Here is a 24,814-nt window from a genome sequence, read left to right as displayed (position 1 = left end):
ATGAATTTTGTTTCATTGTAATATTTGTAGTAATCTCAAAAATTATAAAAGTCAGTATAATAGTAGAATAATAATCTGAATTTTCATTTATTCATACATATTGACTTAAATCCTTTTTAAAATATTCTATAACAGATTCCAAAATCTATTTAGAGAAGAAGTATTTTGGAATCTGTTGCTATATAATATGCACTTCTTGAATTTAAAATCCTAATATTCTGTAAAGGTGATAGAAAATGAAATACATACATACAAAACAACAAGAAGAATATGATTGTGGAATTGCTTGTGTAGCATCTATTTTTAAATATTATCATTTGCATCATGGTATTAATTATCTTAGGGATCAAGTTGTTTATAAGAACGGATTTAATTTAAAAGATTTGATATTGTTATTCAGTCAAGTTAATCATTTTTCATGTAAAGCTGTTGAGATAAATAAAGAAGACATTGCAGAAGCATTAAAACATATTGAAGGACCTTGTATAGCTTTAATAAATAAAGAGGTCAACCAATCTTATGAAGGTCACTATATAATTATTTATAAAAGAAAGAAAAATAAATTAGTAATAAGTGATCCGAGCAATGACAAAATATCTAAAATTACTATTGAGGAATTTAAAAAACATACTACAGGCATATTTCTTTTAATTGAATCTAAAAACAGTAGTTCTGTTGAAAAAACAGGTTATCATCAGAACTTCTTGAAGGAATTAATAAAAAATAATAAATTAAGTATCTCGTTTGTCTTATTTTTATCTATTTTGTTTGTGTTGTTTTCTATTAGTAATTCGTTCTTCTTTAAACTTGTAATAGATCAGATAATTCCCCATAGTTATGATTACCTACTGTTAGAATTCGTTTTAATTTTTTTAGGAATAAATTTTTTAAGTAATATATTTGATTATCTAAGAACTTACATAATTAATAAAGCCTCAATAAAATTAGATCAATCTATATCGAAAGAATTTTTTCGGAAAATATTAAAATTACCTATTATTTTTTTTGAAAATAGGGATGATGGTGACATTATATCGCGATTCAATGATATTTATTATATTAGAAATTTATTAAATGTAGCCTTTGTTTCAGTCATATTAAATACTGTAATTTTTTTAGGAATTGGATTTGTCCTTTATAGTATTAATATTTTGCTTTTTTTTACAGTTTTTATTTTAACATTAATTCTGATAGCGGTTACTTTAATGTATTATGATATCCTCCAAAGAAGAAATAAAGATTCTATGAGTAAGAATGCTGATACACAATCTTTTTTAATACAATTTATAAAAAATATGCCTAATATTTATTCTTTAAACAAGAAAGAATATTTTTTCTCTGTATTTAACAAAGTATTTAATAGAGAACTTAATTCGGCGTTAAAAGAAGCAGTTACAATAACGAATAATAATGGACTTAAAAAACTTGTTCAAACTTCATTTTCCATCATATTATTATATGTTGGTGCTAAACAGATTATGGCGGATACTATGTCATTAGGGGATTTACTTTTTATAAATTCGTTAACTATGTTTATGCTAAGCTCCTTGACAGGCTTAATTGAATTACAAGGAGAAATTCAAAAATCATTAGTGGCTAAGGAAAGGTTAACGGATGTAATAAATTATCCAGTAGTTCAAAACAAACATCAGACAGATATTACAAGGATTAAAGACATATCTATACAAAATTTAAACTTTCATATTAATGATCACTGTATTATTAAAAATGTTAACATGAATATTTTTGATAATGAAAAAGTTATCTTAATTGGCGAAAGTGGTTCAGGAAAAACTACGTTTTCAAAATTATTAAACAAACTTTATCAAACTAGCCCATCGCAAATATATATTAATGGTATTGATATTAATGAAGTTAATGATAATAGTTTAAGAAAAGAACTTATATATTTAAATGAAAATCCATTTCTTTTCAAAAATACAATTAAAGAAAATCTATGTATGGGTGAAAATTTTTCTGAAGATGAAATAATAAAAGCTTGCAAAATTGCACACATTTATGATGTAATCACTTCACTTCCTAAAGAATTTAATTTTGTAATAAATGATAGTAATTCCAATTTGTCTACTGGACAAAAACAACGATTATGCCTTGCAAGAGCGATTCTCCATAAACCAAGTGTTCTGCTTTTAGATGAATCGCTTAGTAATGTGGATCCTGATAACTTCATAAAAATTTATGATGCTTTATTAGATTTAAATGCAATAATAATTTTTATTACTCATAATCCTGAGTATATAACTAAATATGATAAGAAATATGTTTTTAAAGAAAAATCTATACTCAAAATACAAAAAGAATTTGAGAAACAATTAAATTAGAGGTGAAGAAAATGTCAAAAAAGATCATGTTTTCTACTTTCATTATTCTACTAAGTATTGGTTCGCTTTTTTTTATATTTACTTCAAAAGACTTAGAAAAACCTAATTATAAAAACATTTATATAAAAGAATATAAAGATAAAATACACTCGAAAGATAATTTTTATATATATGTTTACAAAACTAGCTGTACAGCCTGCCAAACTACTAAGCCATTCTTAAATGAAGTGATTAAAGAAGATAAAAAAAAGGTATTTGCTATAAATATGGAATCTGAAGAAAACATGGATATTGAATTTTTGAAAAAAAATAATATCCAAAAAACACCAACTCTACTAAATTATAAAAATGGGGAAGAAATCAATCGAATAGAGGGAGTTCAATCTAAAGCTGAATTAAAGTCATTTTTAGTAGAATAAATTTACTTTAAATCAATTTAATCTTTTAAAGGGGTAAATATATGGTGTATTTTTCTTTTCTTGTTTCAATAGTAGCAACAATAGGGAGTTTATATTTTAGTGAAGTAAAGGGCTACGTTCCTTGCAGTCTATGTTGGTATCAAAGAATTTTAATGTATCCAATACCTTTATTAATGTTCATTTCAATACTAATTAATGATAAGAATGTAAAATATTACCTTCGTTATTTTTCAGGAATAGGTATAGTTATTTCTTCTTACCATAATTATATTCAATTTACTCAACAGAAAAGTAGCTTTTGTAGTGTTACAAGTAGCTGCCTAACAATCTATGGTAAGTGGGGAGGGTTTATAACAATTCCCCTTATGTCTTTAACAGCATTCATAATAATATTTGTTTTATCATTTTTTATGAACGAGAAGATTTTGTTACAAAGTTTGAAAAAATCATAAGCAGATTAGTAAATAAGGAATAATATTTAGGAAGTAGCTAGAGGTAAGTAACCTTTCTAAAAATAATTTAGAAAAAATTATACCAAAACGTTTAATGGGAATGAAAGAAAAATAATGTGAAAGTTACATTTTTAAAACTGGAGATAATGTGAAAAAGTTCCCTGATTTGGTAAAGCGAGAACATATATAGGGCATTATATTGGCATACATAGCATAAAACATGATTTAAAATGGTTATACACCAATCAAGAATATGTTAAGAAAATGAAAGAGGATTAATCTTAAATTAGAAATGTCATTGGAAGATCACCAAAAGTAACGCTTCCACCTTATGGATTGATGTCAGGATTAAATGAATCACTTAGAAGTGAAGTAGTCAGTAATAATTTAAAAGTATGGGATTGGACAATTGACTCTTTAGATTAGAAATATAATGAAATACCGGTTAACACGGCAGTCGCAAAGATTGTTCAAAATGTATTAGTAGACGCAACATTTTCAAAAAAATGGTTCTAATGCATGATATCCATCCACAATCAATTGCTGAAGTCCTAGCGATCATAAAAGGGTTTAAAAGAAAAAGGTTATGAATTTAAAGCTTATAATGAGAATGATCATTTTCCAATAAACTTCTGCCATGATAATCGTATATAAAAAGTTATGTAGTAGTTAAAAGAAAATCAGAATGGAATAAGCAGTTCATATAGGATTTAAATATCTGTAAGAGCGTGTTTCTGAAATTGTATGTCTACTAGAGGTAGTGTCACATTGCTATTAAGTTAAGACTTTGAAATAACCCCAAAATGAAAATTTTCATTCTCTATCGTTAGTTATTTTGAGAAGTCAGCTCATTTTTTTATTTTAGGGGTGTTTATTCTTCTTAAGTTGATGGGCATGTTGGTGTTACCCTATAAAGAAAATTAATTTGAAATTTATAAATCTAAAAAAGCGTAGAAAGATTTATTTTCTACGCTTCTTATTATTAATAAATATTTACTGTTGTTCTAAATTTCTCATATAAGATTTTATAGCTTGCAATAAGAATTCTTCTTGGCCCATACCAGCATCCGCGGCCATTTGAACTACTTTTTGTTTAAATTCATGATCCGCATGAAAAGTTAATGGCTCTACATTACTTTTAAAATAAATCCCTTCTACATGTGGAAGGATCGTGCCGGATTTCATATGAGAATGTAAGTATTTAATCTCTTCTTGAAATTGCAATGGCTCTACTTGTAATACGAAGGGTTTAATTTCTAATTTGATATTATCTGATGTAATAGTCAATCGCATATTTGTGACACCAAGCTCTTTATAAACTAAATTTATTAGATTATAAGCTATTCCTATAAACAGTTCTTTGGAAAGAGAATACGTTTTGGGGATAGCGTTCCCATTATAATAACGTTACTCGGTGACGCGGAGGCTAGAGGGAATAAGAGCTTCCCGAAATTATTTATATTTACTATTCAGCTCGGAATTCGTCCTCTGGGTTGATAATGAATATAAGTCTATTACTCTGTTATGTCGGTTCTTGAAAATGGAAATGGGGTGGTTGTTCTTGATTGAATGAACATCGCGTTTCTGGTACAAAGTTGTATACGTGATCTCGCTCATTAGTAATTACTCACGATTCTTATTAATGACCAAAACGAGAGCAAGGAGCTTCGGCTCTTTGTTTGAGCAAGTACAATGGAACCTTCCCCTCCGTCTAATGTACTGGTTCAAACAAGGTGCAGGAAGAAATACACGCGTCTTGATATAAATTCTTTCAACGTTGTGTAAAGGAAATTGGCGAAAATGACATTAAGTAGCCGACTCTACGGAGTATAAACAAGAAGATTCTTAGTCTTCTCCAAGTCACCGAACTAACCAAATGTGAAGCGTGTAGCTAATATATAGTGTTGCGGTGACTTGGAGAAGGTTGGGAGTTATCTTGACCTTGGAAGAGGAACTTTTGCCATTTGTTTTTTTATTTCTCTCTATTAAATATGTGAACTATGGGGAGTTTTATAAAACATAACTTTTGAATTATATAATAAAAGTATATATAATTATACTGATATAAATATATTAACTGGTTAAAAATGGGGAAATAAAAATGAAGATTAAATTTGATGTAGTTAAAGATGAAAATTTTGATTTTACTTTATTAGAAACAAAATTGCTGAAAACTTTTAAAGAAGTAGATAATGTAGCAATAATTGAAAAGGTTGAAGATAAAATTTTTGAAAAAGATGATGTGCAAACCCATTTAGCGGAGATTACTATTAATGTTACAGGAAATAATATTGGATATAGATCAGCTTCAGCTAGTATATTCATTGTTCTAGAAAGTCTATCAATAGAGCTATTCAATATTAATATTAGTATACATTAAGCATCCAAAACGGGTGCTTTTTTCTTTGTTATATAGAAATTACACATTAAAACAGTGAACATTCTAATAAGACAAGCATATGATGAATTCGTGACGAGTTATCATATGAGGTGAAACTTGGGGCACCATACTTATTTGTTGAAGGGTACCTAATGACGGGTACTCTTTTTATTTTGCACCTTTTAATAAGGACAAGCATATATTGGAGTATGGGGTTGCCCCACTTCATATATTTGAGCACCTATCGATTATGGGTGCTCTTTTATTTTGTACAAAATGGACATTTGAATTAAATAATTATATAAATAGGTAGAATCTAATTATATGATGTACATTTTAATCCAAGGGGTACAAATTCGATGCGACGTGAAAAGGATTTGTTGATACAATGGAAGGCGGACTTGCAAGCTGTTCAAGAAGAGAAGAGGCTGAAGAAGAAGGCTAAGAAAAAGAATAAGAAATATAGCATTCCTGATAATACAGCTGACTTCATGAATGGTAAGAATACTTATCGTAAAGAGAATGGGGTATGGAGGCAAAGAAATAAATAGTGTAAGGATAAATGAGTTTGATTAAGTTTATAGCAATTATCGTAGGCGTTACTGTAATCTGGGTGACGTCTTGTTTTTTGTTAAGGAAAGATAAGGGGTGAAATAGATTTGAAACGGTTCTGGTGCAAAGATTGTATTTATTTGAAAGAGGTATATAGATTCCTAATGGAATCTATTCTTATGCAGCCATTCCGAATAGTTGATGAATAAACTTCACTTCATTTTTGACAGACTTTTCCCGTAAAATAAGTTGGCCTTTTTTAATGATATGCATCGCTTCTATTCCTGAAAGAATAGATTTAGCTGTACGAAAAGATTTCAATCCTAGCATTGAATGAACTCTCTTTTTAATAAAACGATGATCTTTCTCTACAATGCTATTAAGGTATTTTACCTGCCTTATTTGGATGCCCACAGGCATCTTTTTCTCTGTCTTCAACTCTTCAATCGCTATAGGATAGGCCGGGTTTTTGTCCACTGTAATCACACGGGGCTTTGAAACATGAAAAGACTGCAAAGCTTTCTTGAAAAAACGCTTTGCAGCCCTATGATCTCTTGTTTTGCTTAAATGAAAATCAATTGTATATCCTTTTGAATCAACAGCACGATATAGGTACATCCATTGACCTTTGACTTTCACATACGTCTCATCGACTCGCCAAGAATCATTGGTTGACTTAAGATGACGTCGTACTCGCTTATCTAATTCGGGACCATATTGATGAACCCATCGCATGATAGTTGTATGAGCCAGGGATAGCCCGCGTTCTTCCATCATTTCGACTAAATCACGAAAACTGAGGTTGTACCGTAGGTACCATCTCACGGTTAATAAAATAACATTCGGTTGATAATGTTTCCACTTGAATAGATTTTGCTTTTCCATACCAATCACATCCTTTTTTAGAGTAATAATATCAGTATGTCCAAGTCTGAAAGACTTTTTTTAGATATTTTGAAGTTTTTGCACCAGAACCTATAAAAGGTGCTATACGAAAAATTTAAATTCATTTAGTGAAATGTTTTTTAATGAAATTAGTATAATCAATAAGAACATCAAAAACTTCCTGTTGTTTTTTAGGGGATAGATCTGACGCTGCTACTTTAATTGATTCTAATTTACTTTCTAGAGGTGCGTTTCGTCCAAACAATTCATTAATGGATACATTGTATAAGTCTGCAATACTCATGATTGAATCTGCGTCTGGGTCAGTTTTTCCATATTCCCAATTGGCATATGTGGTACGTGCGATATTCAGGCGATATGCTACATCGAATTGAGTATACCCCTGTTTTTTCTCAACTCAGCAAGTCGCTTACTTAGTTGAGACATATCATCACATTTCCTTTCTGATTTATAACGTTAGTGTAAAACAGAAAAGTTAAATTGCATCCTTATGACTTATAATAAGTCATAAATTATTTTTATTTGTAATAGTTAGTCTTAATGTTGTGATAATAGAAAGCCATTTATAATTCTATACGCGAAAAAATAGGAAGAAATCGATACATCAAATCGAGAATCTTCCTATTATATATGTTTACTAAAACAATGAATTTCCTATATCTATTGTGGCCAAGTTTTGACGTCTTGTACGTTCCCTTAAATAGCGTTCCGTCGTCATAATAGATTCGTGTCCTAAATAGTCACGTATTTTCTTAAGTTCGACACCTTTTCCCATCAAATGATTCGCAAAGAAATGTCTGCAGGTATGGGGGGTAATTCTATCCTTTCGGTAACGTAAAAATGGTAAGTTTGTTTCTTCAATCTTTTCTGCTACATATTTTGATAAGTAGTCGGCCCTATAGTAAGAGCCATCGGCTTTAGGTAGAAAAGCAGATGTACTAGAGGCGTCCAATTCACTTGTTTGTTTACGCAATTGACGAAGGCGACAGATATCGTCGAGTACATCTTCAAAAATACGAACTTCCCTGGCTTTATTTCCTTTCCCAACTACACGCAAGAGATAAGCATTTAATGAGGAATGGAATACAAGATCTGCCCATTTTGCGTTTGCAACTTCCTCAATCCGGAGTCCAGTAGTCGTAAGAAGGAAAAACAATGTATACATAAAGAAACTTGTTTTCTTCAGTGCATCTAGTATTTCATTTACTTCTTCAGGAAAGAGGTCACGATTGACCAGATCTTCTTTTTTTACAGATACTTTTTTGAGACGACTACTATAGTCATCTGAGAGACCCGTGTTATCATAAACGTATTTTAGAAACTGCTGGACTACCGTTTTCTTTCGACGTAATGTAGTGGCAGCATACTTCTTACTTAGTTGATAGAAGTAGATTTCCATCTCATTATGGGATAAATCGTGAATTGTTCCGATTGTTTCTTTTATGTAGCGAAGAAAATGAGACAAATCATGCAGATAAATCTTTTTTGTTCGTTCACTTCTTTTTTTCGTTAAAGAAGGTTCATCGTGTAGAAATAAATAAACCAATGATTCTTCACTTAATTTAGAATAGTCAATATTCCTGATGCCCATACCCATAATTTTTTCAAAATGACTGCTATCAAAAAAATCTGATTTTGATTTTACAAGTTGGTTACTATGTTCGTAATTTATAATATTCAAATTTAAACACAACCTTTAGTAGAATGAAATATTAAACAAATAATTTGTATATAAATTTTTATGATTCTAATTATACCACAATAAATGCGTTATTTATTGTGGTATAAAATGAAATGTTTAAATATATATTTTTACCTTAATATTTAACGTTTCTGTTTAGCTGATGTATAATGGAAATGTTTAATTTGTTTTTTTGTACATTTCAATCCAAGTGCGGTAGGAGGAGATTTTTTTGACTAATCTTCGTCGGAAAATTTTACATGAAATCTATAATTTAGAAGATACCCATTGTTCAATTTGCCCTCTGAACAACCTATCAGTGAATTGTACAGATGAGCAAGAACAGGCAAAACAAAGAAACTATAAACATTGCAAAGGTTGTCCCATTTTCGATTCCATCCGAGAGAAAGGAGAGAAATTGAATTCTTTATCGAAAAAGAGTACATTTAATAAGGTACGAGAACGTTATATGGAAAATCCATTTAAGTATCTGCAGTATAAGGAGTACTCAATCACAGATGTAGTAAAAGAAACAGGTTTAACAAAGTATCAACTAAGAAAATTTAAACAACAGCTAGAATGAAAGTTTCGGATGAGGTGAGAAATGGACTATTTATCTTTAGAAGAGGTATGCGATAGGGTAGGTTTAACAAAAAATCAATTAGGCTATTTAATTAAGTATAAACACATCGAACCTATCAATCTGGATACCTGGAAAGCAGATGGTGGATATCGTTTTGAGCAAGAAGATGTAAAAAGGTTAGAGGAATTATACAAAGACTCTTTAACATTAAAAGAAGCGGCTGTATTTCTAAATAAATCTAAGACTTACGTTCATAATGCAGCTAAAGATGGGATATTGCCCTTTAAAGAGATTGCTAAAGGGAAATCTACTGAACGATTGTACTTAAAAAACGATCTGGAAATTTTCAAAGAAAGAATTGAAAATAGATCAAAAGAGGAGTCGAAAGAAAAAAAGCAGCATTTAAGTCTATATCTTGATGAAAAGGTAGTAGAAGCAATAAAGAAAAAGGCTGCAAAGAAAGGATATAATGGCTACAAGAAGTTTGCTGAAGACATTTTATCCGCAGAAGTAAAAGAAGACATAGAAGAATAGAAATTCTAGTGAGAATAGACCTCTAAAAAACACAAAAACGTTCTAAGTGGTCTATTTTTATTTTTAAGAGACTTTTTAACTATCAGGTATAAATACATTACCTAAGATGACAATGTTGTTTACAGATGAATTTGAGAGGTCGTTTTTTTGGGTCCGTTCCGTAAAAAATTCATTGTAATTACAAAAAAGGGTTTATATATATAATATAGAAAATAGAGGGAAAGATAACAGATAATTTTAAGAGCGTTTTATTTAAGTTGAAAAAAGTGTAAAGAAAGAAATGAGAGGTAAGGATCCCAGGATTATAAATACAAAGACTTCATTTGGAACTTGGTAGGCCTATGAGAATGCTAGAGAGTTCGGGCAGACATATATCGCGGAATACATCAAAAAGCATACAAGCTTTATTTGAAATTTACATAATAAAAAACAGCATATCAAACTATAATAAATTATGAAAAAACAAGAAATATAGTATACATATTTAGGTTATAGTAAACTAAAGTATTTTTAAAATCCTAAACTAATAGATTATGAAAATACTGAATTGGCTTTAAAATTTACGGATGAAGAAATTCAATTATTTAAAATAGGAAAAACTCCAGAGCATTATACATGGCATCATCATCAAGACACTGGAAGGATGCAACTTGTAGATTATCAGACTCATCATGATACTGGTCATACAGGTGGATATAAAATTTTGGGAAAAGATAGCGATAAATAGGGAGGTACTTAGCCGTGAGTCACATTACATGGATTAATGTAAATGAAAAAAGAGTAACAGATGACCAAATTAAACAATTAGAACAATACGTGAACTACTCGCCACCTAGCAAAGCTTGAAGTGGGAGCTTCTCAGTTCCACGACGAAAGTAACCTTTCGTCTCCCTGAGCGTTACTTTGGGGTGTTCCACCCCTAGATGTCCAACGCTTGGACGCTCTTTTGGTACGGTTGATATTTTACGCAGGAACCGAATGGCTTGGTTTTCGCACTCAATTTTCTTCCTGCAACCTCATATATCAAGTTATCAAAGAACTTCATATAGCTAGTTTATCAAAAGTTTTGGGCTATGCCAAACCGAAATGCATCTCCCACCTACCGTTGGGCTACGCCCTTCACACGCTTGAGGAAGGAGAATTCTTTCGGGGAATTCGTTAAATATTAAATTTCCTAATGATTTTCTTGAGTGTGTACAAGAATATGATGGTGGATATCCAACGCCAGATACATTTAATATTCCAAATCAAGATGAAAATTCACTTAATAATCTTTTAACCTTAGATTCTGATAGAAAATATTCATTTCTAGAAACATATAATAATACGAAAGATAGATTACCTGACAAAATATATCCTTTTGCTAGAGATCCATTCGGCAATCTTCTATGCTTTAATTATCGAAACAACACTGATTCACCAACAATCGTATTCTGGGATCATGAGGAAGAAGACATAGAGGAAGCAATATATCCTGTTTGCTCAACACTTACATAATTACTTGCTAGTCTACGTGATTTCGAAGAAGAAGATTGAGGAAACTAAAAAACGACCTAGAATTCTAGACCGTTTTTTTTTGATTTACTAATTTTCCAACCATCATCCGTTTTCTCTAGTTCAATTACGATTACTTTTTTAGGATTACCTTTATATACAGCATCAACAGTTACTGTAGCAATTTCATTTTTCTCTTCGATTTTTCGAATTTTATAGCTTTTAAGATCCTTGCTAACGGATTTGATTAGTTCTGCATTTCCGCCCACAAAAGCAACGATTTTCTTCGCTTCAGGAGTGAATAACTCTCCAAAATCTTTTACATTTCCTTCTTTTGCATCTTCGAAATACGCCGTAGCAACTTCTTCGGGATCACGATTATTTCCACATGCTGCAAGTGCTGTAACTGATAAGGCCATTACCACCATTAACATGATCATACGTGTAAATTTGTTCTTCATTCAAACCACTCCTTATATATAACGTAATTTTAACTCTTAAAAAGGGCTAAATTACTTGTATAAGTATATAATAATTTAAAACTGTAAAACTATATATTTTTAGATATTATTTTTATGATATTAAAGGTATTAAAAGTGAAGGGAAGTAGGGGAAATCTACCTATTACTATAATTTTGATTTCAATTATATACACTAGTATAATAATAATGTCAGAGTATGCTCTGATCAGTCAGCGTTATAGGGGTATAACAGACACATTCATTTTTAAAATCATAAAATCGGATTCACTTATCTTTACTTTAAAAATGGGTATATTGATGGCACTAGTATTTTTATACTGCATAATTCATTAATTCAAAGCTACAAAGAGATAAAATTTCTTTGTAGCTTTTTTAATTACTAAACACATCTAAAAAACTTCACGACAAACACATATTAACTCCGCACATAGCACAAGTTGAAATTATATAATTAATTCATAGTTAAACGCACAGAGGATTTTAATATAATAATATTAGGAATATACATTGAAAATTTGAATAAAATATAAATTGAATGCGAGGTTGTATTATGAACAAATTTAATAATGATAATGTACAAGGTTTAGTTTCTGAAGAAAATGTTGAACTATTAAAAGTTATGGCTCATCCAATACGTCTACAAATTGTTAGTGAATTGGCTAAGAGCAAGAAATTAAATGTAACACAATTAACTAATATTTTGGATATTCCACAATCAACAGTATCGCAACATTTATCCAAAATGAAAGGGAAAGCACTGAAAGCTGAAAGAAAAGGGTTAGAGATGTACTATTATATTCAAAGCTCCAAAGCTGATAAAATCATACAAATACTGGGTCATGCTAATTAAATTGAAAAAATAGGTGGATGTACACCCAAACAGGGATTACAATTCACCTATTTTTTATTTTATAAAAAACATAAAAACGTTATAGTATAACATCTTGGCTATATTCAAGACATGAAGACTTCATTGAAGAAATGAAAAGTATAAATGAGTTAGTAGCAGTATTAAAACACGCTCTTTAATGAACGTGTTTATCTTTGTAACAAAGATAAACAAAAAATATTAATATAATAAGATTTTAAAATTCACGTAATGTTTCCTGCTTATTATTAGAGCAGGGGGTGTTAATATGACTGTAAGCTTATTTTTTGTTAAACTTATTTCTGCAATTGTAGCATCTGCATGCGTAGTACCTGCTATTAATGGAATCTTTAGTAAAATTGAAGAATATGTAGGCTAAAGCATCCATAGCGGTGCTTTTTTTGTTATATAGGGTAATATCATATAGGAGTAGAAGCCATGCATATGATAAAAAAGAACAATTCCGGTAGGAATCCTGATTGTTCCTTGAAATGTGTCCTATATTTGCACCAGAACCGCTTAAAATTAAGATGGTTCAGTTGTAGGAAGGAACCTTATGGTATCCTTTAATTATTTATTTATATAATTGTAGTATATAAATAAACAGTTAAAAGAAAGGTAAGTGAATATTATAATTAATTTCGAACCATTTAATCCAACAATAAATGACATAGCGATCAAACTTGCTATGGTACTGTTTATACCGTTATTCTTATCATTGCTTGTCAAAGTCATACTTATGAAATTTATGAGAGAATCGATCGCTGGCAGACTAGCATATCTATCTTGTCTATTTTTTATGTACTATGTATTTAAATTTGTTACAGAGTAGAAAGGCATCTTAGGGTGTCTTTTCTTTATAAATAAAAGTAACGTAGTATTTAAGCCTATACGTTCACACAAAATTACATGTATTTAGTTATGTAAATCTATAAAATTTTAGTTTGGATTTTCTTGTCCCAATCAAATTCCAAAAATGAAAGTTTAGACTTTCTTGTCTAAATAGTTCCCACTTTCATGTCTTTGTACATCCTTGTTGTAGAAAGACATAAAACTCTAAACTAAAATCTCATGAACAATCGTTGATAAATAGCCATTATCATAAATTTTGTAGGTACTTTCATGTCTCAATAATGTGACATGAAAGTCTAAACTTTTTGAACTAGGGACAAGAAACCTTAAACTACTTAGCTTATAATAAAATATCCATGAAATTATTCTAAATAAATAGATTTATAGGGGATAAAATGTTCCATTTTAATAATTATAAATCCCATTCACTTATACAAAAGACAAGAAGCTTCTTAATTGTAAGAAGCCTCTTATTTTTAGCTTTAGACAAAGCAAATTTATATCAATTTTAAATAACTAACACAACCATAGATATTAGAGAAATAGCATCTATATACTTATTAGTATGGGGATTTTCCCATTGGAAACCTAATATTTATTTTGCCAACTTTTCAATGATTGGAGCTTTAGCAGATAATTCATCATTTGATGGATTTCTCATAAAATCTGCACCATACATAGTAACCGTATCCCCAACTTGAATATTCTCAAGCACTTCCGAAGAAACAACAGCAGTAACGGTCAGGCCTTCACTAGAAATTTGGATAGTGTCCTTTGTTTTATTGATTACATTTCCAGTGTGCATTATATATTGGTTTTTTAACACGTTTTCTTTATTTTCTTTTTGAACAATTGCATATTTAGCTATTGCTGGTTCACCTGGTATTGATCCTATAAAAACAGGAGCATAAATGGTAACGGTATCCCCAATCTGAATATCTTTAAGTATCCCAGGGGAAGAAACGATAGCATATACACTTGAGTTTTCACCGGAAACCACCAATCCGTCTTCTTTTTTTTCAATTACTTTACCAGAACGTTTTTGGTGTTGATTCAGAGCATTTTGTTCTTTTTTATCGAATTCTGATATAGAATTCGATTTATCTACACTTGTATTAGGAGTCACTGTCTTACTTGCCAACTTTTCGATGATTGGAGCTTTAGCAGACAATTCACCAGTTGCCATATTATTCATAAAATATGCCCCATAAATAGTAATGGTATCTCCAATATTTATATCTTGTAAGATTTCAGGAGAAACGATAGCACTAACAGTCGAATCTTCACTAGAAATTTCAATAGCGTCATTTGATTTATTGATTACATTTCCAGTGTGCATTTTATATTGTTTTTTTAGCACGTTTTCTTCATTTTCTTTTTGAACAATTGCATATTTAGCTGTATCTGGTTGACCTGGTATTGATCCTATAAAAATAGGTGCATAAATGGTAACGGTATCCCCAATCTGAATATCTCTAAGGACCTCAGGGGAAGAAACGATAGCGTATACACTTGAATTTTCACCAGAAACCACTAAACCTTCTTCTGTTTTTTCAATTACTTTACCCGAACGCTTTTGATGCTGATTTAGAAGAGTATTAGTATTTGTATTTGTATAGTCTTTTTCTTTTAATTCACTATTCATCTCTCTAGACAACATATCAGTTTTAGCAGTAAGTTGAACAGCTTCAACACGTGTTATCACTCTATTTGGTTGCCAACCATTATCAGTACCAGCGGAAATTTTTAAGTCAATCAAAATATTGGCATATTTTTCTCCCCAATGTCCTTTTAAATCTTCAAATTTACTTTGGCCATTATCATTTGTTGTACTCTGTAGTTTATAAGCATTTACTAGCATAGTAGCCATGGCAGCACGAGTAACTTTTCCGGATGGATTGAAGAGTCCATTCCCTTCACCTTTAATAATGCCAGTTTTTTCAGCAGCAGCAATATAGGGAGTAGCCCAGTGGTCTTGGGTATCTGTAAAAGAAGGTTTGGCTTTTGTATCAATTTTTATCCCTAAGGCTTTTGTTATAATTGTTGCGGCGGAAGCTCGATCTAACGTAGCGTTTGAGCTAAAGGTACCATCTGGTAAACCTGATATAGCTTGTTTATCTACTAAATAATTTACAGATTCCTCTGCCCACTTTGGAACATCAGGAAACTTTTGAGTATCCGCAAAAATACTAGAAGAATAGGATAATATAGCCCCCGCGAGGAGACCTGTTGTGATTAATTTGCGCTTCATAAAAATATACACCTCTACCAATCTATTGTATTACCAAATTGAGTTTTTTTATTTTTATATTTATATGTTTGTGATGATGCTGACATCTATTCAATTTGGTGTAACGATTATAGTTACTTATATGCACGAGTGTCAATGAATAATTTTAACATAAATGTATAACATTTACATAAAAAATCAATATAAATTAATTTTATTTATTAAAATTTAATAATGTATTGACTTATTAATGTATACTTAATTATAATGAATTGATATTAATTCTCAAGTGTATTTACTAGTTTAACAAGAATACAAAACCAACTTGAATTTAATAAAAAAGTTGAATATAAACTTATATTTATTCATTGACACTTATATGTAAATAACTACAATCATTGAACTAAATGTATGTTACGCTTATAAAATTTTAAGAGATGTATATTGATAGAGAACTTTTTCTCTATATACTCTGTTGAATAAAGAGCTTTTGTTTACACAATTCCTTATATATATTTTCCATTAAAAATATGATTAATTATTCAATAAACAAACCAACATTCATTGCAATTTTTTATTCTTATTTCTTAATAAAGGAATAATGTAAATTAAATGCATGAGAATGGATAGAAATTAAGATTTAGAAGGAGAATATTTTATGAAATCCAAGTTAATTGCTACAGGAATTATTGCAGGAAGTCTACTATCCTACTCATCTAATATATTTGCAGATACTCAAAAATTTCCTGATGTTCCAAAGTGGGCAGAGGAATCTGTAAATTATTTAGTAGATAAGCAAGTATTAAGTGGCTACCCAGATGGGATTTTTGGGTCAAATGATTCATTAGACAGAGCTTCTGCGGCGACTATTATGACAAGGGTTTTGGGTACGAAAATTGACTTCAATGCAAAACCTTCCTTTACAGATTCACAAAACCATTGGGCTACTCCCTATATTGCTGCTGCTGAAAAAGCTGGCATTATTAAAGGAGAAGGGAATGGCATCTTCAATCCAACTGGAAAAGTTACACGTGCTGCTATGGCGACAATGCTAGTAAATGCTTATAAACTACAGAGTACAACAAATGATAATGGCCAAAGTAAATTTGAGGATTTAAAAGGACATTGGGGTGAAAAATTCGCCAATATTTTAATTAACTTAAAAATCTCAGTTGGGACTGATAACGGTTGGCAACCAAATAGATTCATAACACGAGCTGAAGCCGCTCAACTTACTGCTAAAACTGATATGTTGCAAAAAAATCAAAACAATGGTTTAGAAGACAAAGAAATCATTACTGCTACATCATATGAAGATTTAAACTTAACAGTGGCTTCTAATATTACTGCCCAAGAAATTGATAGTTTTATTGCACAATACCATTCAGATAGTCCATTAGTTGGACATGGGAAAGACTTTATCAACGCACAAAATAAATATGGTGTAAATGCTCTATATTTAGCCGCTCATGCAATTTTAGAATCTGGATATGGAAAATCAGAAATTGCATATCAAAAACATAATCTATTCGGATTACGTGCATATGATGGAGATCCGTTTAAATATGCAAAATATTTACCAACCTACAGCGACAGTATTGCTTATAATGCTAATTATGTGCGAGAAAGATATTTAGAAGAAGATGGTATGCATTATAACGGACCAACGTTAGCTGGTATGAACGTGAAATATGCATCAGATAAAGGATGGGCTAACAAAATTGCAGGTATTATGGGGCGTATTAAACCGTTCCGTGCAAAAGACTATACACATGCAAAAAAATTACTGAAGAACCCTGAAACATTAGATGTCGAAGCGTTATCTAATGAAATACCGTATAAAATGTATGAAGATGGTTCGAGCGCAAATATTGTATCATCAGCCGCTTACTATCATGTACCTTATCCATTTCATTTAAAAATTAAAAGTAAATCAGATGTAGCAGTCGATGAAAATAAAGTTGGTACAGTAACTCCTGGAACAAACATCTTTATTTATCGTGAAGATCCAAATGGATGGATAGAATTCTCTTTTGAAACTAATGGAGAAAAATACTGGGCATTAAAAAGTAATTTAAGTATGTAATTAGAAAGGTCTCTCTCACTACTCTTAATCGTTTAGATTATAATCCCATATAATTTTGAGACAAGTTTTTTACTTTTTTTAAATATAGTTATGTATACAAAAAAGTTAGAGAATTATTTCCTCTAACTTTTATGCGCTAGTATTTAAAATTAAAAAGATGGTGGGGTTACTCCAAATATAACAGTGACTTTGTGTAAAGAAGTGTTTTCCCATTTATGTTTTGCGTATGGTGGGATTTTAACACTATCACCTGGATTAAGAAGTAGAACCTCATCATTTAGATATAGTTTTACTTGTCCTTCCATAATAAATGCTATTTCTTCGCCTTTATGTGCCACAGGCTCCATAGATGAAGCGGTTTGAGGTAGCAGATTCATTAAAGCCAATTCCAGTGATCCATCTAAATTAGGAGATAATAACTCATACGAAACATTACCGCTTTCAGGGAAGGTTATTTGTTTTCTTTGTTCCGCTCTTACAACTAATTCTTCTGTATTGGTATCTTCCAAGAAAAAATTAAATAAAGGAATATTTAATGCTACAGAAATTAATTTTAGTGTTTGTAATGATGGATTCGTGATCCCTTTCTCAATCTGACTTAACATGGAAGGTGTTATATCAGCTAATTCAGCTAAACGTTTACTAGTTAATCCTGCACCTTTTCTAAATCCCATAATTTTTTGACCAACATTAATATTGTTCATATACATAATCCCCTTTAAATGAGTGAAATTTATTAAATTAAAATTAATTTTATTTACTTATACTTAATACATTGTTAATATATACTTAATTATAATAAATTATGATTAATTTTCAAACATTTATATCGTTGTAAGAATATTAAATAAGACGTGAAGTGATTGAAATGGATTGATTATATTTACAAGGGGGTTTATGACTGAGAGAAATTGCAAATGAAACAAAAGAGAATTTGAGAAAGAAGTATCCATTTTTTTAAAAATTAATTGAAACCGAGGAAGTTTTTTTGCTTAACCCAAGTAAGACAGATTTTGAATCTTTTATTCTAGCTAGTACTTTAACTAGAGTGGATGTTATAGATGCAGAAGATCGATTAAAACGATTTGCTCCATAATAATGCAAAAGTTTTTCCTGAAACACAAGAGGCGAATGGCATTATTGAATCGCCACTAGTAAATATTAATTCCATGAAACAATATCTGCAAGAAGAATATAAAGAGGAAATACCAGGACAATTATTACTAAAATGTAATAGTCATCTTCCCATTTCAGGATCTATTAAAGCAAGAGGCGGAGTATATGAGGTATTAAAACAGGCCAAAGATTTAGCTTTGAAACATCATTTATTAACTAAACAAGATGATTATTCCGTATTAGATAGTGACAGGTTTAGAACATTCTTTTCAAATTATTCAATTGCAGTAGGTTCGACCGGAAATTTAGGGTTAAGCATTGGAATTATGAGTGTAAAGTTAGGATTCAATGTAACTGTCCATATGTCAACTGATGCGAGAACGTGGAAAAAGAATCTACTTAGAAGTAAAGGCATTACTGTTATTGAATATACAACAGACTATAGTAAAGCGGTAGAAATAGAAGAATACAAGCTAATAATGTATTCTTAAGTTTTTAAAGGATGTGAAATGAACATGAAACCAGTTTTAAAAAATATAATTATTTCCCTTGTTTTTTCAATAGTAGGGGTGTGTTGGTCGCTGTTTGTCTTCTTTATGTTAGATGCAGACTGGCTATTGATTTGGATAGGTGTATTAATGGCATATCTATCGTTGTATATTGTGATAGGTCTATATAGCAGAAAAACGTACGACTCAAAATTCGCTAAAGTGCTTCTAAAAACAATAATTACAACCTTTAGTTTTGGAGTATTAGGAATATCATTCGGAGTTGTACACGAGATATTAGGACCATTGAGTCTTACTTTAATGACATGGTATTGGTTTCTAATGCTATTTTTATATTTAATACCCATAATATTATTAGTGATTTTAGTATTTGTAAATCGTAAAAATCATAATTTCCCTGGGGTATATAGTATACTTATACTTCTAAATATACTTCTTACGTTATGGCCGTTATTTTGGCCGTTATTTATTACTTTTATGGCAACTGGTATGAATGCAAGTGCAGGATGGTAGTAGCATTTAAATAGTATAAAAGTAGATAATCCAACATGAACTCAGTTAATAAATTAGAAAGAAGAATTATAGAATGAGAATTAAGCTTAAGAAAAAGCGAATTATAAGTGTATTATTTGCCATTATATTAGTATCAATAGGTTATTACATGTTTCAATCTATTACGAACCCTAAGCTGGTAAATGCGAAAGAGGTAAACAGTGTTCAACAAGTGAGCAGTCTACCTAAAAATGAATTAAAAAAATCGATACCTAGTCGTTTTGATGGTAAAGAAAGAAAAGTTGTATATTTAACTTTTGATGATGGACCAGGAAAATATACAGCTAACCTATTAGATGTATTAAAGAAAAATAATGTAAAAGCAACATTCTTTTTAATTGGTGATAATGTGAAAAGGTTCCCAGATTTAGTGAAACGAGAGCATGTAGAGAACCATTATGTTGGCATGCATAGCATGACACATGATTTTAAAAAGTTATACACCACTAAGGAATATGTTAAGGAAATGAAAGAGGATCAATCTTTAATTAGAAATGTTATTGGAAACGCACCGAAATTAACACGCCCACCATATGGATCAATGCCTGGCTTAAATGAATTACTTCGAAATGAAGTAGTCGTGAATAATTTAAAAGTTTGGGATTGGACAATTGATTCTTTAGATTGGAAATACAATAAATTACCCGTTGATGTAGCAGCTGCAAAAACTGTTCAAAATGTATTAGCAGGTGCGACGTCTTCAAAAGAAATTGTTTTAATGCATGATATTCATCCACAATCTGTCGCGGCAGTTCCAGCAATTATAAAAGGATTAAAAGAAAAAGGTTATGAATTTGAAGCTTATGATGAGAATAATCATTTTCCAATAAACTTCTGGCATGATAACCGGATATAAAAAAGAATATGTATTAATTATAGAATGGAATAAATGATATAGGGTTTAAATATATGTAAGAGCGTGTTTAGTTAATAAATGAAAACACGCTCTTTTAACTGGCTATTTTTTTATTAATTTAATTTAAGTTGATATTATCCCCTTTAGGTAGACAGTGTGAAAAAGACCATGTATACACATGGATGTTACACTATTACTTGGAGGGGAGATTAACTTACACCGTGCAAATAGTAGTTAAATTCAGATTTAACTACTACATTATCACTACAGAAATTGATTAAACCTAAAACATGTATCAATTCTAAAATAAATAGTTACGTTATTTTAGAAAAGCTTTTACGGATTTTCCAATGGTTATAAATAATTAAATGTCGCATTTTGTCGTTTATTTTTATATAATTATCATTTAATCAATATATAACAATGAGGAGGATTTAATTGTCGTTTTTAAAAAACAGTAAAATTGGCACAACATTAAACGTATTGGTAGTTATAGCAAGTGTCGCTTGTATAATATTATCTATACTAGGATTTTGGGGTCTTAAAAAAGGTTAGTATGCTTCTACTACTATGTATGAAGATAGTTTATTACCAATTCAGTGGATAGGAGCAATAGAGTCTAATTATTATCTTATCAATATGAATGTAAAGGAAACTATTCTATCAAAAGATGAAAAAAGAATAAAAGAGCTTTTGACAGAAATAGATGTAGCTCGTACAGAAACTGATCAGTTATTAAAGAAGTTTGAGACTAGAGTTAGTTCTAATAAAGAAAAAGAATTGTATACAACATTTTATACAACATTTAAAGAATTAAGAACACAACTGAAGAAAGTACAAGATTTGGGACAATCTAATAATGAAGAAGCATATGCTTATTACCTAAAAGAGGTTGATCCTAATATGAAAAAGTCAATTCAGGCAATTCGTGAACTTATCCAATTTAATAATAATAATGCAGATCAATTACAAAAAAATAATACTGACAGTGCAACAAATACCATGATGCTGTTTATTAGTATCTCCATTATAGCAATTGCAATAGTCATTTTTATTGGTTATATCATTAAAAGTGCAATCAAACAACCAATTGTATTATTAGAAAGAGATATGGAGCGAGTATCTGAAGGTGACTTAACAATACGCACTTCTTATAAATCAAATAATGAATTGGGAAGCATTGTGAAGTCTTTTAATAGTATGCTGGATAACTTGTAACAATTAATTGGAGAAGTAAAAATCACAACACAAGAGGTTATTTCTTCTACCAATGGGATGTTGCAAGATACTAAACGAGCATCTCATATATCAAGAGAGGTTGTTCAAACTATATCTGAGGTCGATGAAAAAATAGAAGGACAAGTTACTAGTATCCAAGAAAGTTCATCATCAATGGAAGAAATTGCGAATGGAGTTCAAACAGTAGCTGAATCTTCAGCAATGGTTACAGAAGTGGCTGTCACAACAACAGAACAAGTCAATTCTGGTAGTGAAGTGATAAAACAATCTATACTTCAAATGAATAGTATTCATGAGGTTGTTGAAGAAACATCCAAAGTAATAGATAGGCTTGTTACACGTACGCAGCAAATTGATAAAGCTCTGGATGCTATCACTAATATTGCTGAACAAACAAACCTTCTTGCCTTAAACGCCTCAATTGAAGCTGCACGTGCTGGAGAAAATGGAAAAGGATTTGCGGTGGTGGCAGCAGAAGTGGGGGATTTAGCTGAGAAGTCTAAAAAATTCGCAAATGAAATCAATAATTTAATACAATTAATTCAAAGAGATACAAAAGATACAGTTGATGCAATGCAAAAAGGCCAACAAAAAGCTTCGGAAGGAAAAGAAACTGCTAATAAAGCAGATCAAGCATTCTCATCTATTATGGTGGCTATTAATAAAATCACTAGCCAAATTCAAGAAGTATCTGCAGCGACAGAAGAAATGTCTGCCGGTACAGAAGAAGTAAATGCCTCTATGTCGAGTGTTTCTGAAACTGCAACACAAGTAGCTAAGGAAACAACTCAAACTGTACATTCAATCCAATCACAAGCAGCATCAATTGAGGAGATATCGAATCAATCTAACAAAATAAAAGAAAAAGTAGAAGCATTGTCAGCATTAGTTTCAAAATTTATTATTGAAGAGCAAAAAAACGAGAAATAAAATATATCAAATATGACAAAAAAGTACAGGTCCTTAATCAATTAAAGGCCTGTACTTTTTTATCATTTTAGCCAAGAAGACTCCTTCCTCAAGGAACGTGAAATTTGTTTTTGGATAAATTTTCATATAATAAATAGCTTTATGTTATGTCTTATATAAAAACATACCATAAAGAACTTGATTTTATTTTATTACACTTGATTATATATTTATTTAGTGTACCATTATAGATAATGGTTAAATTTTCTATAAATGGAAGGTGATGCACAGTGTTAACTGAATTACAAAAAAGTTTTTTCTCACGGTTACAGATATCTCCGAAAGAAGATGTAAGCTTTGAAAATTTACATGAAATTCTTCAGCAAATGGCATATGTAATACCTTATGAAAATTTAGACGTTATGAACAAAAATATCCGGAAAATTACTAGAAAGAATGTTCAAGAAAAATTACTATTAACTCAACGCGGAGGACTATGTTACGAGCTCAATACCGTATTATATTATTTTTTACTTGATTGTGGATTTGATGTCTATCGCATATCTGGTACGGTCTACGATTTAGGTGGTGATAAGTGGAAGCCTGACGATGGACATGTGATTATTATTTTAAATTATAATAATCAAAAATACATCATAGATGGGGGACTTGCCTCACATCTTCCATTACACCCAGTTCCATTTAGCGGTGAAGTGATCTCATCTCAAACGGGAAAATATCGTATTCGTAAACAGAATACTGAAAAAGGAACTTACCTACTAGAAATGAAAAAAGGAGAAAATGGGGAGAGTGCCCAATTCCTTAATTCTGAACCTACTAATACATGGTGCACTGGGTTTGCATTTTCATTAGATGAAATAGATACAAACAAAGTAAATGCTATACAAAATATTATTGTAGAGCACCCCGAATCACCTTTTAACAAAGGATACATTGTCTGCAAATTAATTGAAGATGGACATATTTCACTTACTAAAAAAAGTTTTACAGAAACAAGAAAAGGTCAAAAAAGTAAACGAACTATAAATGAAGAAGAATATCAGCAGATTCTTAAAGAAGTATTTAATATTTCTCTAGATAAATACCTCGATAAAATTTTAGAAAGAGGCTAGCTTAAACTAACTCATATAAAATTTCTTTGTCGTTTAAAAATAGATTTGTTTAAATAAAATTACATTTTTATACCTTTATATAATTTCAATTGAGATAGTTAGTATACTTTATTTACAATATGTTTTAAGAGTGGAAAAGCATAATTTTTTATGCAGTATTAGAAAAAGCACTCGAAAGAGTGCTTTTTTCGTTCATAAAATTATAAATCAATATAGCTATAAAAGTAACTGATTTGTATTTTACTTTTAATAGAATAATATTGTATTTTAAGGAGTGTTAATCTTGAGAAGAACAACAGAATACATATTAGGGCTTACTGGTGGAATTATGGGTATCTTATTTTCCATTTATGCTATATTTATTGATAATCTAAGTAAGACTCTTAAAGTAGAAGGTATAAATGTAATAATAGGCTTAAGTATCAATTGAGGAGATATCGAATCAATCTAACAAAATAAAAAGTAGAAGCTTTATCGAAATTAGTTTCAAAATTTATTATTGAGGAAAAAGGAAAAGAGAAATAATAAATATCAAATATGATGATATAAGATTTTAAAAAAAGACTATTGTAACTTTTATAAAATACAATGGTCTTTTTTATTTTCATTGAGCAGATGTGTCAAAAAATCCCACACTAT

General features: G+C 30.3%; 19 protein-coding genes and 7 pseudogenes. 19 read left to right on the top strand and 7 right to left on the bottom strand.

The genetic code is table 11. From position 1 onward, the window contains the following. Nucleotides 1-236: 236 nt before the first annotated feature. The 4 genes and pseudogenes from MHH59_RS29670 to MHH59_RS29655 form a co-directional block, all read left to right on the top strand. Nucleotides 237-2,342 (top strand): peptidase domain-containing ABC transporter, encoded by a 2,106-nt coding sequence (locus tag MHH59_RS29670; protein ID WP_340853568.1) that lies wholly within the window; start codon nucleotides 237-239, stop codon nucleotides 2,340-2,342. An 11-nt stretch (nucleotides 2,343-2,353) separates the two neighbouring features. Next, on the top strand, nucleotides 2,354-2,761 hold the full coding sequence (locus tag MHH59_RS29665) for a thioredoxin family protein (protein ID WP_340853567.1): 408 nt from the start codon (nucleotides 2,354-2,356) through the stop codon (nucleotides 2,759-2,761). A gap of 41 nt (nucleotides 2,762-2,802) precedes the next feature. Continuing rightward, on the top strand, nucleotides 2,803-3,213 hold the full coding sequence (locus MHH59_RS29660; RefSeq protein WP_340853565.1) for a disulfide bond formation protein B: 411 nt from the start codon (nucleotides 2,803-2,805) through the stop codon (nucleotides 3,211-3,213). A 104-nt stretch (nucleotides 3,214-3,317) separates the two neighbouring features. Continuing rightward, a pseudogene (locus tag MHH59_RS29655) lies at nucleotides 3,318-3,867 on the top strand (polysaccharide deacetylase family protein); the annotation flags it as partial. 339 nt (nucleotides 3,868-4,206) lie between these two features. Here MHH59_RS29655 and MHH59_RS29650 read toward each other — a convergent pair. Next, nucleotides 4,207-4,575 (bottom strand): annotated as a pseudogene (locus MHH59_RS29650) (helix-turn-helix domain-containing protein); the annotation flags it as partial. A gap of 739 nt (nucleotides 4,576-5,314) precedes the next feature. Here MHH59_RS29650 and MHH59_RS29645 point away from each other — a divergent pair. After that, nucleotides 5,315-5,593, top strand: a complete 279-nt coding sequence (locus MHH59_RS29645; RefSeq protein ID WP_002187120.1) for a hypothetical protein — start codon at nucleotides 5,315-5,317, stop codon at nucleotides 5,591-5,593. A 359-nt stretch (nucleotides 5,594-5,952) separates the two neighbouring features. After that, complete coding sequence (locus tag MHH59_RS29640; protein ID WP_016093776.1) at nucleotides 5,953-6,144, top strand: hypothetical protein; 192 nt, start codon at nucleotides 5,953-5,955, stop codon at nucleotides 6,142-6,144. A gap of 178 nt (nucleotides 6,145-6,322) precedes the next feature. On the opposite strand, the gene MHH59_RS29635 is transcribed toward MHH59_RS29640, so the two are convergent. The 3 genes and pseudogenes from MHH59_RS29635 to MHH59_RS29625 form a co-directional block, all read right to left on the bottom strand. Beyond that, nucleotides 6,323-7,030: an IS6 family transposase gene (locus MHH59_RS29635; protein ID WP_340853563.1), complete on the bottom strand. Its 708-nt coding sequence runs from the start codon at nucleotides 7,028-7,030 to the stop codon at nucleotides 6,323-6,325. Between the two features lie 121 nt (nucleotides 7,031-7,151). Continuing rightward, nucleotides 7,152-7,477: pseudogene (locus MHH59_RS29630) on the bottom strand (helix-turn-helix domain-containing protein). Nucleotides 7,478-7,688: 211 nt separating this feature from the next. Beyond that, nucleotides 7,689-8,732 carry a tyrosine-type recombinase/integrase gene (locus tag MHH59_RS29625; RefSeq protein ID WP_016093774.1) on the bottom strand — a complete coding sequence of 348 codons (1,044 nt, stop codon included), beginning with the start codon at nucleotides 8,730-8,732 and terminating at the stop codon, nucleotides 7,689-7,691. A 232-nt stretch (nucleotides 8,733-8,964) separates the two neighbouring features. On the opposite strand from MHH59_RS29625, the gene MHH59_RS29620 reads away from it, so the two are divergent. The 4 genes and pseudogenes from MHH59_RS29620 to MHH59_RS29600 all read left to right on the top strand — a co-directional run. Continuing rightward, nucleotides 8,965-9,315 carry a hypothetical protein gene (locus tag MHH59_RS29620; RefSeq protein ID WP_033707514.1) on the top strand — a complete coding sequence of 117 codons (351 nt, stop codon included), beginning with the start codon at nucleotides 8,965-8,967 and terminating at the stop codon, nucleotides 9,313-9,315. Nucleotides 9,316-9,336: 21 nt separating this feature from the next. Further along, nucleotides 9,337-9,849 carry a DNA-binding protein gene (locus tag MHH59_RS29615; protein WP_340853560.1) on the top strand — a complete coding sequence of 171 codons (513 nt, stop codon included), beginning with the start codon at nucleotides 9,337-9,339 and terminating at the stop codon, nucleotides 9,847-9,849. A gap of 535 nt (nucleotides 9,850-10,384) precedes the next feature. Beyond that, a pseudogene (locus MHH59_RS29610) lies at nucleotides 10,385-10,576 on the top strand (HNH endonuclease); the annotation flags it as partial. 434 nt (nucleotides 10,577-11,010) lie between these two features. Further along, nucleotides 11,011-11,346, top strand: a pseudogene (locus tag MHH59_RS29600) (SMI1/KNR4 family protein); the annotation flags it as partial. Nucleotides 11,347-11,402: 56 nt separating this feature from the next. On the opposite strand, the gene MHH59_RS29595 reads toward MHH59_RS29600, so the two are convergent. Further along, nucleotides 11,403-11,804, bottom strand: coding sequence for a DUF4878 domain-containing protein (locus MHH59_RS29595; RefSeq protein ID WP_201054913.1), 402 nt, complete (start codon nucleotides 11,802-11,804; stop codon nucleotides 11,403-11,405). A gap of 571 nt (nucleotides 11,805-12,375) precedes the next feature. On the opposite strand from MHH59_RS29595, the gene MHH59_RS29590 reads away from it, so the two are divergent. Further along, the gene (locus MHH59_RS29590; protein WP_061676085.1) at nucleotides 12,376-12,675 is read left to right on the top strand and encodes an ArsR/SmtB family transcription factor; all 300 of its coding nucleotides are present in this window, start codon (nucleotides 12,376-12,378) and stop codon (nucleotides 12,673-12,675) included. A gap of 640 nt (nucleotides 12,676-13,315) precedes the next feature. Continuing rightward, the gene (locus MHH59_RS29585) at nucleotides 13,316-13,525 is read left to right on the top strand and encodes a hypothetical protein (RefSeq protein WP_078204018.1); all 210 of its coding nucleotides are present in this window, start codon (nucleotides 13,316-13,318) and stop codon (nucleotides 13,523-13,525) included. A 615-nt stretch (nucleotides 13,526-14,140) separates the two neighbouring features. On the opposite strand, the gene MHH59_RS29580 is transcribed toward MHH59_RS29585, so the two are convergent. Further along, entirely contained in the window at nucleotides 14,141-15,796 is a 1,656-nt protein-coding gene (locus tag MHH59_RS29580; RefSeq protein ID WP_340853554.1) for an S-layer homology domain-containing protein, read from the bottom strand. A 637-nt stretch (nucleotides 15,797-16,433) separates the two neighbouring features. Here MHH59_RS29580 and MHH59_RS29575 point away from each other — a divergent pair. Next, nucleotides 16,434-17,861 carry an S-layer homology domain-containing protein gene (locus tag MHH59_RS29575; protein ID WP_201055251.1) on the top strand — a complete coding sequence of 476 codons (1,428 nt, stop codon included), beginning with the start codon at nucleotides 16,434-16,436 and terminating at the stop codon, nucleotides 17,859-17,861. A gap of 149 nt (nucleotides 17,862-18,010) precedes the next feature. Here MHH59_RS29575 and MHH59_RS29570 read toward each other — a convergent pair whose 3' ends face one another. After that, nucleotides 18,011-18,565, bottom strand: coding sequence for a helix-turn-helix domain-containing protein (locus MHH59_RS29570; RefSeq protein ID WP_061676088.1), 555 nt, complete (start codon nucleotides 18,563-18,565; stop codon nucleotides 18,011-18,013). A 263-nt stretch (nucleotides 18,566-18,828) separates the two neighbouring features. On the opposite strand from MHH59_RS29570, the pseudogene MHH59_RS29565 reads away from it, so the two are divergent. The 6 genes and pseudogenes from MHH59_RS29565 to MHH59_RS29540 all read left to right on the top strand — a co-directional run. Next, a pseudogene (locus tag MHH59_RS29565) lies at nucleotides 18,829-19,435 on the top strand (D-serine ammonia-lyase); the annotation flags it as partial. Between the two features lie 57 nt (nucleotides 19,436-19,492). After that, on the top strand, nucleotides 19,493-19,999 hold the full coding sequence (locus MHH59_RS29560; protein ID WP_061676089.1) for a DUF3902 family protein: 507 nt from the start codon (nucleotides 19,493-19,495) through the stop codon (nucleotides 19,997-19,999). 73 nt (nucleotides 20,000-20,072) lie between these two features. Further along, complete coding sequence (locus tag MHH59_RS29555) at nucleotides 20,073-20,894, top strand: peptidoglycan-N-acetylglucosamine deacetylase (protein WP_061676090.1); 822 nt, start codon at nucleotides 20,073-20,075, stop codon at nucleotides 20,892-20,894. 570 nt (nucleotides 20,895-21,464) lie between these two features. Beyond that, nucleotides 21,465-23,063 (top strand): annotated as a pseudogene (locus tag MHH59_RS29550) (methyl-accepting chemotaxis protein). A gap of 269 nt (nucleotides 23,064-23,332) precedes the next feature. Then, nucleotides 23,333-24,175, top strand: a complete 843-nt coding sequence (locus MHH59_RS29545) for an arylamine N-acetyltransferase family protein (RefSeq protein ID WP_061676092.1) — start codon at nucleotides 23,333-23,335, stop codon at nucleotides 24,173-24,175. Nucleotides 24,176-24,458: 283 nt separating this feature from the next. Then, complete coding sequence (locus MHH59_RS29540) at nucleotides 24,459-24,605, top strand: hypothetical protein (RefSeq protein WP_002144117.1); 147 nt, start codon at nucleotides 24,459-24,461, stop codon at nucleotides 24,603-24,605. The last annotated feature ends 209 nt before the right edge of the window (nucleotides 24,606-24,814 follow it).

It is taken from the genome of Bacillus sp. FSL E2-0195 (genome assembly GCF_038003645.1).
Lineage (GTDB): Bacteria > Bacillota > Bacilli > Bacillales > Bacillaceae_G > Bacillus_A > Bacillus_A mycoides.
The sequence above is the reverse complement of the archived record's forward strand: the minus strand, read 5'-3'. Positions and strand labels throughout refer to the sequence as shown.

Coding starts and splice junctions, on each gene's coding strand:
- MHH59_RS29670 (WP_340853568.1), top strand. CDS start 237: ATGAAATACATACATACAAAACAACAAGAAGAATATGATTGTGGAATT.
- MHH59_RS29665 (WP_340853567.1), top strand. CDS start 2,354: ATGTCAAAAAAGATCATGTTTTCTACTTTCATTATTCTACTAAGTATT.
- MHH59_RS29660 (WP_340853565.1), top strand. CDS start 2,803: ATGGTGTATTTTTCTTTTCTTGTTTCAATAGTAGCAACAATAGGGAGT.
- MHH59_RS29645 (WP_002187120.1), top strand. CDS start 5,315: ATGAAGATTAAATTTGATGTAGTTAAAGATGAAAATTTTGATTTTACT.
- MHH59_RS29640 (WP_016093776.1), top strand. CDS start 5,953: ATGCGACGTGAAAAGGATTTGTTGATACAATGGAAGGCGGACTTGCAA.
- MHH59_RS29635 (WP_340853563.1), bottom strand. CDS start 7,030: ATGGAAAAGCAAAATCTATTCAAGTGGAAACATTATCAACCGAATGTT.
- MHH59_RS29615 (WP_340853560.1), top strand. CDS start 9,337: ATGGACTATTTATCTTTAGAAGAGGTATGCGATAGGGTAGGTTTAACA.
- MHH59_RS29595 (WP_201054913.1), bottom strand. CDS start 11,804: ATGAAGAACAAATTTACACGTATGATCATGTTAATGGTGGTAATGGCC.
- MHH59_RS29590 (WP_061676085.1), top strand. CDS start 12,376: ATGAACAAATTTAATAATGATAATGTACAAGGTTTAGTTTCTGAAGAA.
- MHH59_RS29580 (WP_340853554.1), bottom strand. CDS start 15,796: ATGAAGCGCAAATTAATCACAACAGGTCTCCTCGCGGGGGCTATATTA.
- MHH59_RS29575 (WP_201055251.1), top strand. CDS start 16,434: ATGAAATCCAAGTTAATTGCTACAGGAATTATTGCAGGAAGTCTACTA.
- MHH59_RS29570 (WP_061676088.1), bottom strand. CDS start 18,565: ATGAACAATATTAATGTTGGTCAAAAAATTATGGGATTTAGAAAAGGT.
- MHH59_RS29560 (WP_061676089.1), top strand. CDS start 19,493: ATGAAACCAGTTTTAAAAAATATAATTATTTCCCTTGTTTTTTCAATA.
- MHH59_RS29555 (WP_061676090.1), top strand. CDS start 20,073: ATGAGAATTAAGCTTAAGAAAAAGCGAATTATAAGTGTATTATTTGCC.